The following is a 16,352-nucleotide window of genomic DNA, read 5'->3' as shown; positions in this document are numbered from 1 at the left end:
TTCGAATGTAAGTGTAGCAGCCGATGCAGGATTATGTACTGCAACTGGTGTGTCTTTAGGTACTGCAACGGCAACCGATAATTGTTCAACAGGAGCCAATTTGGTAATCACCAATGATGCGCCAACCACATTCAATATTGGAACCACGACAGTAATTTGGACAGCAATCGATGTAGAGGGCAACACTCAAACTTGTACTCAAATAGTTTCTGTTTTCGGCGCAATAGATGCTGTTGATGATACAGCAGCTCCAATTAGCGGATTTAGTGGAGGTGATGCAGGTATAAATGTTTTAAACAATGATATTTTAAATTGTGTTGCACTAATTCCTTCTCAAGTGACAATCATTTCTGTACCTACAAAAGAATTAAAGGTTAATACTGATGGTTCTGTAACAGTGGCTCAAGGTACAGCTGCAGGCATATATACTATAAATTACCAGATCTGTGAAATACTAAACCCGTCAAATTGTGATACCGCTAAAGTAACAGTAACAGTAACAGTAACAGGAGCAACAGATACAATTGATGCTGTAATCGATATACTAGCACCAATTAATGGAACATATGGAGGCACAACTCAAAGTGTATTTGCTAATGACACCTTGAATGGTCGATTATTTTCACCAGACGATGTTATTTTAACTTCGTTGCCATTAGCATCAGGATTAAGATTAAATCCTGATGGAACTATAAGCGTTGCGCCACTAACAGCACCAGGAGTATATCCATTAACTTATACTATTTGTCAAGTTGCAAATCCAATAATTTGTGATACGGCAACAACAAATGTTATAGTAACTTCAATAGATGCTGTTGCCTATGTGAGAGAACCAGAGATTGGTACTACAGGAGGGACAGTTTTATCTGTATTAGGTAATGATACTTTAAATGGTTTACCATTTTTACCTGCAGATGTTATTTTAACTTCGTTACCATTAGCGTCAGGATTAACATTAAATCCTGACGGAACTATAACCGTAGCTCCTGGAACAGCAGCAGGAAGATATCCATTAACGTATACTATTTGTCAAGTTGCTAATCCAACAATTTGTGATACAACGACAACAAGTATAATAGTTACAGCTGGTACGCCTTCTCCAAGTATGAATATAACTAAAGATGGTACTTATGTGGATAACAATGGAGATGGACGAACAAATGTGGGAGATTCGGTTTTTTATAATTTTGTTGTTACAAATACTGGAAATGTTCCGCTTTTTGAAATTATTGTTACAGATATAAATGCAATAGTAACAGGAGGCCCTATAGATATTCTTGGTGTTGGATCCTCAAATGTCTCAACTTTTACTGCGATTCATAATATTACGCAAGCTGATATCGATGCAGGTCAGGTAGATAACCTTGCTTTAGTTAAAGGTAAACCTTTTGTAGGTTCTCAAATAACGGCTACTTCGACAGATCCAACACCTTGCGTAACATGTACTCCAATTGATCCAAATTGTAGTTCTTGTACAATAGTACTGTTAAGCAATTCTGTAAGTATCTCATTAATTAATAAAGCTGAATTTAATGATAGCAATGGAGATGGAATAGCACAAGTAGGGGAAACAATTATCTATAAATATACAGTTACAAATACGGGTAATGTAACACTATCAAACATTACAATTTCGGACCTATTACCAGGAGTTATAATAACGGGAGGGCCAATTGATCTCGCACCTGGACAATCAGATTCAGTTACTTTTGTAGGTACTTATACACTTGTATTACAAGATTTATTGAATGGAAGTGTAACAAATCAAGCAATTGTTTCAGCTATGGATGCTAAAGGAAATTCAATTAGTGATTTATCGGATAACGATGATGGTTTTGGAGATGATCCAACAGTTATTGAAATTAATGGATGTGAGATAATAGTGTATAATGCTCTAAGTCCAAATGATAGCCCAGGTGTCAATGATGCTTTGATTATTAGTGGAATTGAATGTTATCCTAATAATTCAGTAGAAATTTATAACCGATGGGGCGCTTTAGTTTTCGAAACAAAAGGATATGATAATGTTACAAATGTTTTTAAAGGAGTTTCTGAAGGAAAAGGAACTATTGGTAAAGATTCTAACTTGCCTGACGGAACCTACTTCTATCTTTTAAAATATTCGAATTCAACTGGTGAAAGTTTCCATAAAACAGGTTATTTGTATATTAAAAATTAATGGACTTGGTCTAATTGGTCTGTATTTTTAAACTGAATATAATTCTTGTGATATTGTTCATGAAGTTGAAAATGAATATACTGAAATCAATCTTTTGAAAATTTTGTTTTAGAAAAAGTCTTAGAAGGGAAAACTATTATTGGTCTTTATCCTCTCAAAATATGGATTATTTGACCGTTATATATGAAGGAGCCAGTTTTGGTGATTCATTCACCAAAGGCTTCATTTTCGGTAATACGCTTTTGGGAAGATCGGCATCTTTTATTTCCGATTTTTCTATCTGTTTAATTTCGTTTTTACAGGAGCTCACTAGTAAGTTTAAAAATATAATTTTGTTCTTGTTCGATATAAGGAGTGATTTGTTGAATGTTTTTTCAAAATAAATAATTGATTGAGAAATATAAGTTTTGTGTTTTTTAATTACCTGTGAAATAGTGCTTTAAAATGTTTTTTTGTGTTAAAAAAAATGTAATTTTAATAAAAAATTTGAAAGGATTTTATTTTAAAAAAAGGTTTACATATTAATACAAATAAAACTGAAATAAATGAAACTCATCACAAAAAACATACAGTGGAGTGTCTTTGTATTTTTAATTTTTTGCAATGCTGTATCCGCCCAAATAAAAATTGGAGATAATCCAACTGTTATCAATTCATCGGCAATTATGGAAATAGAATCTGAAAATAAAGGATTTCTTTTACCACGATTACAGTTGATCAATGTTTCAGAACCAGCACCACTTCCAGAACACGTGGCAGGTATGATTATTTATAATACAGCCACTGCAACCGGGCTATCACCGGGATTCTATTATAACGATGGAACAAAATGGATCGGTGTCAGTCAATCGACTGCCTCTGGATTGCTTTCTGCAGATAATGGCTTGAACAACGTTAACGGAGTAGTTAAGCTGGGAGGTAATTTAACACAGCCCACAGTTTTGACAACTACAGCCATCAATACACTTGCGATAAGAGGATTGGGTATCGGGGATACTGTGCAGGGGGATTTTGTGGTTATTGATCAAATAACAGGTGAATTAAAAATCATCCCTTATTCGGTTATTGAAAATATCTTAGACAGGAAAGTCGATAGCAATCCTAGAATAATCCCAGGTATTAAAACCAAAATCGCTTATGATGAGAAAGGGTTGGTAATTGATGGAGATAATGCCACTATCACAGATATTCAAGGGTTGCAAATTGAATTGAATAAAAAAGCCCCTACAGAATCACCATTATTTACCGGAACACCAAAAACAATACCAATCAATATAACTTCTTCAGAAAATTCCATTGTCAACAAGAGCTATGTCGATGATGAAATAAGACAAGCTAAGATCTCGGTGGTCGACCAAAACATAACAGATGGTCAAGTTCTTATGTCACCTTCTGAAAACGCAGTTTACGATGCTTTGGCCTTGAAAGCGCCAATCGATTCTCCAACGTTTACAGGGGTAGCTAGGGCAGTAAGTCCAACAGGGGCAAGTGATAATAAAACAATAGCCACAAAAGAATATGTTGATGCTGTTGTAGCACAAGCACAAGCAAATGTGGTTTCACAATCGGTTCTGCTGAATAATACTACTACAGCCCCATCCGAAGATGCGGTGAGGAAAGAATTGGATTTGAAAGCCCCTCTAGATTCACCTGTTTTTACTGGTACAGCAACGGTTCCAGACATTATAACTAGGGGTATCACTGATTCTCTGGCTATTACTAATAAAGGGTATGTTGATTCACAGATTATTTTGGCGGGAAATATTTATACCAAAGATGGTACACTAACAGATAATCGTAAAGTAATATTCAATGAAAAAACTCTTGATTTCATTGGTAATAATGTTGATAATCCCACTCGTTTGGCTCCAGAAGGGAATATGACTGTAGGGGGAGATGTAAACATTAACAATAAAGTAGCAGGAACAAATGCACCTATAAACGCGCTAAAATTTACAAACGATGAGAATGGAGTTGGTTATTCTGCTGCAAGTATTAGTGCAGAGACTGGTGATGATAAAGGAAAAGGACAACTTTCTTTTAAAGTAAAAACAGCAACTGGTGTCGATATCGAAGCCGTTCGTATTACCGACAAAGGGAATGTTTTGGTAGGCAGTACTACTGATGATAACACTGCTTTGTTAAACGTACAAAGCACAACCAAAGGTATATTGATGCCAAGACAAACGGAAGCACAACGCAACGCAATTAGTACTCCAACCACAGGATTGCAAGTATATCAAACGGATGTTTCGGTAAGTTCCCAAGAAGGGCAATACCTGAAAACAAGTACAGGCTGGAGTAGAATGTTGCTTGAAGGAGATGTGAAGTTAGATTATTATGATGCAGTAAATAATTCGGGGGTAACAATTTCTGGTAGTGCTACCATTCCGGTTGCAGTTCATATTACAGGTGTTGATGCTTCCAATAATAATACTATAGCCATTTCAGATGCCGGTACATCAACTTCAGCACGATTTGACGGAGTAATAATAGATAATGTTCCTGCAGGATCTCCATGTAAAGTTTACTTGCGGTACATTTCTCAAAATATAGATACTTCAGCCTATTTACAAAATGCATCAGTTTTTTTAGGCACCGGAGGAGGTTTTACTCATGATCCTTCCAGTTTGCCTTTTGGGGTTAGGATTGGAAAAGTTTTTAATGTAAGTTCTCTCGGTTCGGTTTTGTTTTCAGCTTATCTTGTTGCTGATGTTTTAAGAAATCAATTCGAACAAACTAATGCCGGTATTGAAGAAACGGTATTTAGAGGTCCTGTTGCTTCGGGTTTAGCACCTTTAGGAGATGATTATTTAGCGAATAAAAAATATGTGGATGAGACTGTTGCTAATTTGCAGTTGTATCAAGGGGTTTGGGATGCTTCTGCAAACTTACCTACACTTGAAGGACCGGGAGTGGCACTAAAAGGTTGGACTCGTGATGTAACGGTTGCTAGTGGAGTGCCTGTAACTTACACCAATTTGTGTTCTACTTCACCAATTAATATTCTGAATGGTGATGTTATTAAGTTTGATGGAACCTGTTGGGTGGTACTTGAAAAACAGTACCCATCAGCTACAACTACTCAAGAAGGTATGGTAAAACTGGACACTGGTATTTCGGCTTCTACCTCTTTGGTACCAACTTCTAGTTTATTGAAGTCAGTATCCGATGCCACTATGGCACATGCAACCAATATAAATAATCCACATGGCGTAACCAAAGAGCAAGTTGGTTTAGGGAATGTAGATAATACCAGTGATGCCAATAAGCCCGTTTCAGGACCACAACAGACCGCTTTGAATTTAAAAGCTGACAAGACAAACGGTGCATCTCAAATTACAGATAGCAATGCTTATGCGAATATTGGAACTTTGGCTGGCGTTACTCAAGCAGCCATAAATGCGGGCATTAATATCAAATTAGCAGGGCAAACTCAATTGAACGGTACGGGATTGGTAAGAATGGCTGGCACTGCTGTGAGTTATGATAATACAGCTTATGCTCCATTGGCTTCACCTGTATTTACGGGTAATGCACAAGCAGTAACTGCTTCTTTTGATGATGATGATACCTCAATTGCCACTACATCTTTTGTCAATAGAGCCGCTGTTGGTCTTTGGTCAAAAAACGGGAATAATATTATTGACACCGATTTTATTGGAAGTATTAACAATGTGAATTTAGTTTTTAAAGCATTCAATATTGAGCGAATGCGTATAGATAATTCACTTGCACAAGTCAATATAGGAGCCACTTCAAACCCAACAAAATTGCGGATAAATACAACCAGTGAGGTGTCTAAAAATGATGCTTTTAAGATAATTACAAATGATTCAGACCCTCTCATTATGGCCTTTCAAGCTTTTGGTGCAGGGACGGGTCCCCATTATTTTGATATAAGTGCTTTTACACAAAGCAATATTCCTGCAAATATTTCGATGCTTTCCGAAGGAGGGATACTTAGTGTGGGGAAAGATGATTTTACCGGTTTAAGTGAAAAAGTGGAAGTAAATGGAAACGTAAGAGCGACCGGTTTTAAAATTCCAAGCGGGACTTCCAGTCAGTTTCTTATGGCTGATGGTACCACATCTATAGGTTCATTTTCAAACCAATGGTCTCTTAATGGAAATATATTAACCACTGGGAATTTTATTGGATCTACTAACAATTTTGATATCATTTTTAAAACCAATGATAGGGAACGTTGGCGTATGGGATCTGATACTGGAAGATTTTATATTGGGGACGTTGCCGATCCGAATAGCGGGGGATCGTTGTATATAGTGCCAGAAGGAGGAACCACTAATAGTGTTCCTCTAACTATAAAAACAGCTGATTTGGAGAATCCTCTGACTATGGAATTTCAAACTAAGCTTAAAGACGGTTCTAAGTATTTTGATATAAGAACTTATATTGGAGATAATACTCTCTTTACTCCCGCAAATCTTTCCTTACTCTCAGAAGGAGGTATACTTAATCTCGGATTTATAAATTTTGATAATTTGACACAAAAGGTGGAGGTAAACGGCTATGTTAGGGCGACCGGTTTTAAAACCCCAGGAGGGACAGCAAGCCAATTCTTGATGGCTGATGGCAGTGTATCTTCCGGCGGTGGCGGTGCGAGTAGCGGCCTTGTCATAGAAGGTGGAGTTGATAATACATTGAAACCCATAAAAGATGCTTCTAACAATGTCAATACAGGTTTGTATGTGAGTTCTAAATCTGTTACTTCTTATGGAAGTGCAAATGCAAACAACACAGCTTTTGGGCAACATGCACTTGCACAGGCGGCACAAGGCAGATTTAATACCGCTGTAGGATACAATACGCTTTATAATATTACAAGCGGCGAAAATAATACCGCAATAGGGTATTCAGCTGGATCGGGTAGTAATGTTTCGAATTCTATTTATATAGGGGCATTTGCCACATCAAGTGTTCCTGGAGCATTAAATGAAATTGTTATAGGAGCTAGAGCTAATGGGAACGGGACCAATACGACAACTATTGGCGATTCAAATACGACCACTACTTATCTGAGAGGTACCGTTTATTCAAATGGAGCTTTTGCCAGTACATCAGATGAACGTCTTAAAACGAACATAACAAAAGTAGAAAATGGTCTTGCTGATGTGATGAAATTACATCCTGTTTTATATGATAAAAAGAAAACGCTCGCAAGTAACAGCTATGATTTACACGAAATAGGTTTTATCGCCCAGGATTTACAAAAAATATTTTCAAAAGGAGTCGTGTTTGAAGGTACAGACAAGGACAAAATACTTTCTGTTAATTATGCTGCTTTGATTCCAGTTTTAACTAAAGCAATCCAAGAACAGCAAAAAACAATTGAACAGGAAAAAGCCAAAAATGATAAACAACAAAAAGAAATTGATGAGCTTAAAGAAATGGTGAAACAGTTAATAGAGAAAAAAAGTTTAAGGGCTAGTAATTAGGATTTTTTTAAAGTAAAGATTGACTTTAAACCTTTGGTTTAACTAAAAATATAAAAATGAAAAATAAGTTTATAATTGGTATTTTTCTGTTTTTGACATCATTTATTGAGGCACAAAGCTATCTTGCTAGTGGCACTGAAATTGGAATTTTTGGACCAGTTTCTTTTGGAACAAGTGTTCCTTGGGTTACCGCCAGAACAGCCATACCAGGTTATTTCTCATGGACAATAGGAAGCGGGAATTATACAAATACCGATGACAATCACCACGTAAATGGTTATGTGAAAAAATACGGGCCTGAACCCTTTGTGTTTCCTGTGGGTTCCGGAACCGATTTACGTACCCTGTCAATTTCTGCTCCCTCAGACCCTTCTGATGTTTATGCTGTAGCTTGGATATCAGGGGATCCCACTTCCACTGCCGACCCAACTAATGACAACGCACTTCATCCGGTAACTGCGGTTACGGGGCAAGTTTTGGCAGTCAGTACAGTTGGACAATGGGATTGGCAGGCAATTCGCGGGACGGGAGAGGGGCTGACCATAACAGTTTCTATGCCGCTACTTTCGGGAGGTGACTTTAGTGATGAAAGGGTATTGCGGCTTGTAGGTTGGAACGGTACGGCTTGGGAAAATCTTGGGAATGGTGGTGCTGTTGCCATTACCGAAAATACCTCACTTAGCGGAAGAATGAAAGCAGGAATTCAGGCACTTGGCATTGGAGTTATTAAAGATACAAGTGGGCCTGGACTTATTGATAGCGATAACGATGGTTTGCTTGATAGTGCCGAAGGATTGACTTCTGATACAGATAATGATGGTATACCCAATTATTTGGATTCAGACGATGATGGTGATGAAATCCCTACCAAGGATGAAAACGCAGATCCGAATAGAAACGGAATCCCAGATGATGCCCTAGATAGCGATAAAAACGGCGTTCCTGATTATCTGCAACCTAACGATTCTAGTTCAAGTGATGATTTAATCGTCTACAATGCAGTGGCTCCTGATGGTGGTAATCCTTTGAACGCTGTTTTGACGATTGAAAATATTGAAAATTATCCAGATAATACAGTTATGGTTTTTGATCGTTGGGGAAATAAAGTCTACGAAACCTATGGCTACAATCAAAACGGGAATGTATTCAGTGGTGAGACTTCTGGAAATACAAGATATGGAAATGGAGTTAGGCTGAATCAAGACACTTATTTTTATACTATTCAATACAGAAAAAACACAACCGAATCCTATAGAAAACTTGCTGGTTATTTGTACCTAAAAAGGGGATAATGGTTTAGTTAGATAGTTTTTTTGCTAAAAAAAAAGTGACTAATTTATTCAGTTTTATGGCAAATTTCGATAGTAAATAAGATTACATACTTCATTTTAAGGACGGAAGAGATAAAATCAATGTTGTGCATAAGTGTGGAAGTAAAGATTATTTTTTGGATAAAAGCATTGTTTATACAGACTATCTCCAATTACATCTGAAAGAGTTTGTTTATGAGTTTATTAGATAATATTTGAAAAAAAATTATTCGACAGACTAGTAATAGCAGGCATTACCGGATTATGAATAATAAAGAAAAATCAAATTGAAATTAATTAAAAACTCAAAATTATGAAAATTGCAATCATTTATTTAATCATTATTTCTTTTCTGTTCCAAAGCTGTTATTCTTATAAAACAATAGATTTAAAAGACTCTTCTCTTGTAGTTGGAAAAAATTACAAAATACGTCAGGACACAAAATTTGTTAAATCAAAACTGGAATTAGTTAATGATAGTACAATAACTGTAAAGGAAGGCAAAATCCGAAAAGATGTTTCAATCTCCAAAATAAAAGAAATTAAAGAATCTAAATTTTCCACTTTAAAAACTGTAGGATTAGTGCTTGGAATAGGATTAGTTATAGTTGGTGTAATTGGAGTATCAGTGGTGGATAGTTATGATGAAAATTTTCAAATGTGAAACTCCGCTTGCGTTTTTGAAATAATTATTTTAATTTCTAATTTAAATAGTGTTAGTTCAGATACACTACAAAAAAAGTTAAACCTCACATTAACGCCAAAGATTCTGTGACTTATTTGGTTTCCAACTTTGCCCAAGCGGTTTGTTTAGACTACTTTTATTGACTTTTAGAAATAGTTTTGTAAATAGGGATTATTTTGAAAATAATTGTTATGTTTGTAACAATTAACATCGATAAAGTTATATTTTTAAAATATTCAAAATGAAGTTCGGAATTATAAAAGAAAGAAAAAATCCACCAGATAGAAGAGTCGTTTTCTCACCAAATGAATTGGCCAAAATAAAGCAACTTTATCATGATTGTACAGTAAAAGTAGAAAGTTCGGATATTCGTATTTTTCCCGATGTTCAATACCAAAGTATGGGAATTGAAGTTGTCAATGATGTAAGTGATTGTGACGTTCTTTTTGGAGTGAAAGAAGTACCGGTTGACAACTTGATTCCTAATAAATCCTATTTCTTTTTTTCTCATACAATTAAAAAACAACCGTATAACAAAAAGTTACTGCAAGCTATTTTAGAAAAAAATATTGACCTGTATGACCACGAAACGATTATAGATTCTCACAATCGAAGATTAATTGGTTTTGGCCGTTATGCCGGAATTGTTGGTACTTACAATGCTTTTCGTGCTTTTGGTTTAAAATTTGAATTGTTTAAGATGCCAAAAGCCGAAACACTTTCTGGAAAAGATGTATTGATTACACATTTGAGAAGATTGGTTTTGCCTCCTTTGAAAATTGTGTTAACAGGAACTGGAAAAGTAGGGAATGGTGCCAAAGAAATTTTGGATGCTATGAAAATCAAGGAAGTTACTCCAGACAATTATTTGACTAAAAATTATACCCAAGCTGTCTACACTCAAATAGATGTTTTGGATTATAATAAAAGAAAAGACGGTCAAGTACTTGATTATACTGATTTTCATGATAATCCATCAGAGTATGTTTCCGATTTTGAACGATTTACCAAAGTTTCAGATATTTATATTGCAGGACATTTTTATGGCAATGGAGCTCCTGTAATTTTAAGTCAAGAAATGCTTCAGGCCAATGATTGTAAGATAAAAATTGTGGCTGATATTTCCTGTGACGTCAACGGACCAGTAGCCTGTACGTTGCGTTCTTCGACAATTGCAGAACCTTTGTACGGTTATTTACCTAGCGAAAATAAAGAAGTAGATGTTTTTCATCCCGCAGCAATTGTAGTAATGGCTGTTGATAATTTACCTTGCGAATTGCCAAAAGATGCTAGTGAAGGTTTTGGCGAAATGTTCTCAGAACACGTTATCCCTGCCTTTTTTAACGGAGATAAAGACGGTATCCTTAAACGAGCAAAAATGACTGAAAAAGGAAAACTAACTGAGCGTTTTAGTTATTTACAGGACTACGTGGACGGAAAATAATTATTAATGGTTAATTGTGAGTTTGTTGGATTTGAATAAATTTCAAACCATCAGCCATTAACAATTAACCATTATTTTAAACCATATCTTCGGGTTTTACCCAATCATCAAATTCTTCTGGAGTTACATAGCCCAATCTTACAGCTTCTTCTTTAAGGGTAGTGCCATTTTTGTGTGCGGTTTGGGCAATTTCTGCCGATTTATAATAACCAATTTTGGTATTCAGAGCTGTAACCAACATTAATGAATTATTAACCAATTCCTGAATGCGTTTGTAGTTGGGTTCAATTCCTTGGGCGCAATGTATGTCGAATGAATGACAAGCATCTCCAAGTAATTCTGCAGATTGCAAAAAGTTGGCTGCCATCATTGGTTTAAAAACATTCAATTCGTATTGGCCTTGCATTCCCCCAACGGTAATCGCCATGTCATTCCCTATCACTTGAGCGCAAACCATAGTCAGTGCTTCGCATTGTGTAGGGTTTACTTTTCCAGGCATGATAGATGAGCCTGGTTCGTTTTCGGGAATGAGGATTTCACCAATTCCGGAGCGTGGTCCCGAAGCCAACATTCGAATATCATTGGCTATTTTATTCAAAGAAACAGCCAATTGTTTGAGTGCACCGTGGGTTTCTACAATCGCATCGTGTGCCGCTAGAGCTTCAAACTTATTTGGTGCAGTGACAAAAGGATGTCCAGTAAATTTTGAAATATATTCGGCAACTTTTGTGTCATAACCTTTTGGAGTATTCAATCCTGTACCTACTGCAGTTCCTCCCAACGCGATTTGGGATAAGTGTTCCAAAGTGTTTTTAACTGCTTTTAAACCGTAATCTAATTGTGCCGCATAACCCGAAATTTCTTGACCTAAAGTTAGGGGAGTGGCATCCATCAAATGGGTACGACCAATTTTGACAATCGATTGAAATTTGGCTGCCATTTTTTCAAGAGTATCTTTTAATTTTTCGACATTAGGAATGGTGTTTTCCACTACCGTTTTATAGGCAGCGATATGCATTGCAGTTGGAAAAGTATCATTTGATGATTGTGATTTATTAACATCATCATTGGCTTTAATAAAAGGTTCATCTTCTGTAATGCTGAGTCTTTTTAGAACTTGGGCACGATTTGCAATGACTTCATTGACATTCATATTACTTTGTGTACCAGAACCCGTTTGCCAAATCACAAGTGGAAACTCTTCGGAAAGTCGTCCCGCGAGAATTTCATCACATACTAAAGCAATGTAATCCCGCTTCTCGACGTGTAAAACACCCAATTCACAATTGGTATATGCTGCTGCTTTTTTGAGATAGGCAAAACCTTCAATTATAGCTTTAGGCATGGATGCCGGAGAGCCAATCTTGAAATTATTTCGGGAGCGTTCGGTTTGTGCTCCCCAGTATCTGTCAGCAGGCACTTGCACTTCACCCATAGTGTCTTTTTCTATTCTAAAGTCCATATTTTGTATTTTAAGTATTTGAAAAAGAATGTTTTTATCGTTTCTTCTATAATAAAGTTACTTCTTTTTTTATTTATAAAATCAGTTCGAATCATAAAAAAAGGTATTGACTGCTCAATACCTTTTGTGATAATTTGGATCTTATTTAATAAGCTAAAGTTTGTTTTTATTTTAGACTTTAGTTCTTGGTAACTTCTAAATTTATTTTTTTACAAAATCTCCAGCTTGAACAATCACTAGTTTCTTTGGATCAAAATATTTTGTCATAGCAGTATTTACTTTTTGAACATCTAAGTTTTTAACTTTAGTTTCAAAATCCTCGTAATCTTTGAATGTTTTGCCTGAATCCATATTTTCTCTTAGTTCACGAACCAAGAACTCATCAACTCCAATCATCGTTTGTCTGTTTTGTAACCAAGATTTTATGGAACTGTCAAATTCTTCTTTGGTGAAACCTTTGCTAATTGCTTTTTGGATTTCTTCATTAAGGGCAGTTGTCAATTTATCCTTCATTGTTGGATTATAAATGGCATAAACTCCCCAATCTGATGTAGGGTCAATTGCATTTGCCTGAAAAAAAGAAGCGGCACCATAACTTAATCCTTCTGTTTCACGCAAACGTTGCGGAATTCTAGAGGACATGAAAGTTCCTCCACCCAATAACTCGTTAGCAATTTCTAAAGCAGGATAATCTGGACTTTTTTCACCTATATTCAAATTTATTTTACCAATTAAAAAGGCATTTGTTTTATCATTTATTTGAATAGTTTTATCACTTGATTTTACATCAAAATATTGAGTTGGAATTCTTTTATAAGTAATTTTTGAATTCCAGTTGTCAAAAGTACTGCTCAAGAATTTTTTAATGGTATCCTTATCAATTCCTCCAACAAATGAGGATATACTGTTAGACCCACCATAAAAGGTTGCATAATAATTTTTAACATCTTCAAGAGTTATCTTATTCAAAGTCGCTAAACTCTCATCTGTAGTTTCTGAATAATACGGATGTGTTTTTGGATACATCGAAGTCAGCTTTGTTAATTCTTCACTGGCAACAGCTTGAGGTTCATTTCTGTTGGCTTCCAATCCATTTTTGGTTTCCAGTTTAAGTTTTTCAAATTCGGCAGCATCAAAAGAAGGATTTCTTAAAATATCTTGTACCAAGTTTAAGGTATTGCTTAAATTAGCTTTGTCTGTACTGATTCTGACATATAAACCATTGACAGAACCTTGAATACTTAAGTTTATTTTATATTGGTCAAGCTGATCGTTAATATCTTTTTTGCTTCTGGTTTTAGTACCTAATTTTAGCATACTTGCCGTTAAACTCGCAATCATTGATTTTTGGCTCAATGATTTTTCATCTCCCATTCTTAATAATAATCGGCCTTCAATTTTATTCCCTTTGGCTGGTTTTTCAAGTAAAGCATATTTTCCTCCCGATGCTAATTTTCCTTCTTCAGTAGACTTTATAATATTAGAAACTGAGGCTTCAAAGGTATCGGTATTGGCCTCCATTGCTTTTCCTTTGTATCCATTTACAAGAGCTGTTATATCTTTGGTGTCGCTTACTTTGGTTCTTTCGCTAGTTGCTTCCGGAATGAAACGTCCCCAAGTTCTATTGCTTTGCAAATAGTATTTTTTGGCTGCGTTTTGAATATCGGTAATTGTCAAGGCTTCTATATTGTCTCGGTTTATAAAAAACAACCGCCAATCACCAGCTCCTATGAATTCTGTCATGGCAACTGATAAGTTAAGGGTTTTATTATAAGTGTTTTCAAACTGTTTCAGCAATTCATTTTTGGCACGTTTAAGATCATCTTCCGTAAAAGTCATTTTAGGAACATTATTCATGGTTTCCAAAAAGGCTTTTTGAACCGTGTTGATGTCTTTGTCTTTGGCAATTTCACAGGCAAAATAACTGTATGAAGGATCTTTTAAAGCTTGAGCAGAGCCATAGACTCCTGTAGATAATTTGGTTTCTACCAATGTTTTATACAAAATGCCTGAAGGGTTGTTGGTCAATATTGAAATCAATGCATCATTGGCAGCAAACTCTTTGTCTGAAAAACTTGGAGTGTGATAGGCTATTCCAATGTATTGAAGATCTCCGTTTCTTTTAAGTTCGACAAATCGTTCCCCGTCTTGAACTGGTTCTACGGTATAAGTTTTTTCGATTTCGGTTTTTGATTTTGGAATTGAGGCAAAGTATTCTTTAATCCAGGAAAGTGTTTTTTTCTCATCAAATTTTCCGCCTATAATGAGGGTTGCATTATTGGGTTGGTAATACTTTTGATAAAATACTTTAAGACGACTTGCAGGAACTCGCTCGATATCGTCTTTGCTACCGATTGGTGATTTTCCATAATTATGCCATAAATAGGCAGTGGAAAGAATTCGTTCATTTAGTACTCCTGAAGGGTCATTTTCTCCCATTTCAAACTCATTTCGGACAACACTGAATTCTGTATCCAAATCTGATTGAAGTATGCCAGAAGTCACCATTCTATCCGATTCCATTTCTAGAGCCCATTTCAGATTTTCATCTGTGGCCGGCAGAACTTCATAATAGTTGGTGCGGTCATATGAGGTTGTACCATTGGCTTGTGCACCTTTATCGGCAATCGTTTTTTTGATGTCAGTAAATTTTGCGGAGCGTTTGAATAACATATGTTCCAGCAAATGTGCCATACCCGATTCTCCATATCCTTCGTGACGAGAACCAACACCATAAACAATATTTACAATCACATTTGATTGTGCGGCGTCTGGAATTAACAAAATTTTCAATCCATTAGGTAAGCTATATTCTTTTATACCTTCCACCGAAGTGACAAAAGTAGCTTCTTGGGAAAATGAATTTGTAATACTAAAGGCAACAAATAAAATAGCAAGAATTAATTTTTTCATTTTTTGTGTTTGTTGTAAGTTTATATTGTAAAAATATATTTTTTTATGAAAGAATAATCATTTGTTTTGATAATTTTAAGAAAGCTTTTATTGTATTTACTGTATTTTAATATTATTTTTTAATTTTATAAAGTGTTTACCATGATAAATTTAGGAATTAATTATAATTATCCCACGGGTTTGAATAAAATAAAAAGACATGAAAAAATTAGGTCTCATAGGTGGTATCAGTTGGGTGTCAACAGCGGATTATTATAAGTTTATTAATGAGGGAATCAATAAAGAGTTAGGCGGAGTTAATTTTGCAGAATGCATGATTTATTCTTTCAACTATAATGATATCAAAAGAAATAATGAAAACAACGACTGGGAAACGACATTCAATATGTTGTCAAAAGCCTGCCAGAACTTAAAAAATTGCGGAGCAGAAGCAATAGTTCTTTGTGCTAATACTATGCATCTTATCGCCGATAGAATTCAAGAAAGCGTTGATTTACCTTTAATACACATTGCCACCGAAACCGCCAAAGTAGTCCAAAAAAAGAACATCAAAAAAGTGGGTCTTCTTGGAACAAAGTTTACGATGGAATTGGATTTTTTCAAAGACAAATTATCAGCTCTTGATATTGAAGCCATAATACCGGAAGATGACGATAGAGATTTTATACACGATACTATTTTTAATGAATTGGGAAAAGGATTAATTCTGGAAAGTACCAAGGCACGATACCTTTCTATTATCGAAAAACTCATCGATAATGGAGCCGAAGGAATTATCCTAGGCTGCACAGAAATCCCATTATTAGTAAAACAAGAAATGGTGAAGGTTCCAATTTTTGATACCACTTTGATTCATTCTAATGCTGCAGTTGCATTTGCCTTGAGTTAATGTTTACATAT

The 16,352-nt window shown here is 35.5% G+C and carries 8 protein-coding genes and 1 pseudogene; 7 read left to right on the top strand and 2 right to left on the bottom strand.

The window, feature by feature from the left end; genetic code table 11:
* From J2W95_RS12985 to J2W95_RS12960, 6 genes and pseudogenes are all read left to right on the top strand, one after another.
* The coding region (locus J2W95_RS12985) for a DUF7507 domain-containing protein (protein ID WP_310007661.1) at nucleotides 1–2,179 on the top strand (2,179 nt) is incomplete at its 5' end.
* Between the two features lie 545 nt (nucleotides 2,180–2,724).
* Complete coding sequence (locus J2W95_RS12980) at nucleotides 2,725–7,638, top strand: tail fiber domain-containing protein (RefSeq protein WP_310007658.1); 4,914 nt, start codon at nucleotides 2,725–2,727, stop codon at nucleotides 7,636–7,638.
* Nucleotides 7,639–7,694: 56 nt separating this feature from the next.
* A complete protein-coding gene (locus J2W95_RS12975) occupies nucleotides 7,695–8,930 on the top strand; it encodes a T9SS type B sorting domain-containing protein (protein WP_310007656.1) in 1,236 nt (411 codons plus the stop codon).
* A gap of 182 nt (nucleotides 8,931–9,112) precedes the next feature.
* Nucleotides 9,113–9,216: pseudogene (locus tag J2W95_RS12970) on the top strand (IS1595 family transposase); the annotation flags it as partial.
* 45 nt (nucleotides 9,217–9,261) lie between these two features.
* Nucleotides 9,262–9,612 carry a hypothetical protein gene (locus J2W95_RS12965; protein ID WP_310007654.1) on the top strand — a complete coding sequence of 117 codons (351 nt, stop codon included), beginning with the start codon at nucleotides 9,262–9,264 and terminating at the stop codon, nucleotides 9,610–9,612.
* A gap of 262 nt (nucleotides 9,613–9,874) precedes the next feature.
* Complete coding sequence (locus tag J2W95_RS12960; RefSeq protein ID WP_310007652.1) at nucleotides 9,875–11,077, top strand: NAD(P)-dependent oxidoreductase; 1,203 nt, start codon at nucleotides 9,875–9,877, stop codon at nucleotides 11,075–11,077.
* A 76-nt stretch (nucleotides 11,078–11,153) separates the two neighbouring features.
* Here the strand turns inward: J2W95_RS12960 and fumC are convergent, their stop codons facing one another.
* Nucleotides 11,154–12,539 carry a class II fumarate hydratase gene (gene fumC / locus J2W95_RS12955; protein ID WP_310007649.1) on the bottom strand — a complete coding sequence of 462 codons (1,386 nt, stop codon included), beginning with the start codon at nucleotides 12,537–12,539 and terminating at the stop codon, nucleotides 11,154–11,156.
* A 201-nt stretch (nucleotides 12,540–12,740) separates the two neighbouring features.
* Nucleotides 12,741–15,452 carry a M16 family metallopeptidase gene (locus tag J2W95_RS12950; protein WP_310007647.1) on the bottom strand — a complete coding sequence of 904 codons (2,712 nt, stop codon included), beginning with the start codon at nucleotides 15,450–15,452 and terminating at the stop codon, nucleotides 12,741–12,743.
* 199 nt (nucleotides 15,453–15,651) lie between these two features.
* On the opposite strand from J2W95_RS12950, the gene J2W95_RS12945 reads away from it, so the two are divergent.
* A complete protein-coding gene (locus J2W95_RS12945) occupies nucleotides 15,652–16,341 on the top strand; it encodes an aspartate/glutamate racemase family protein (RefSeq protein WP_310007646.1) in 690 nt (229 codons plus the stop codon).
* Nucleotides 16,342–16,352 lie beyond the last annotated feature (11 nt).

It is taken from the genome of Flavobacterium granuli, assembly GCF_031456055.1.
GTDB classification, from domain to species: domain Bacteria; phylum Bacteroidota; class Bacteroidia; order Flavobacteriales; family Flavobacteriaceae; genus Flavobacterium; species Flavobacterium granuli_A.
This window is presented reverse-complemented; position numbering and strand designations above follow the sequence as displayed.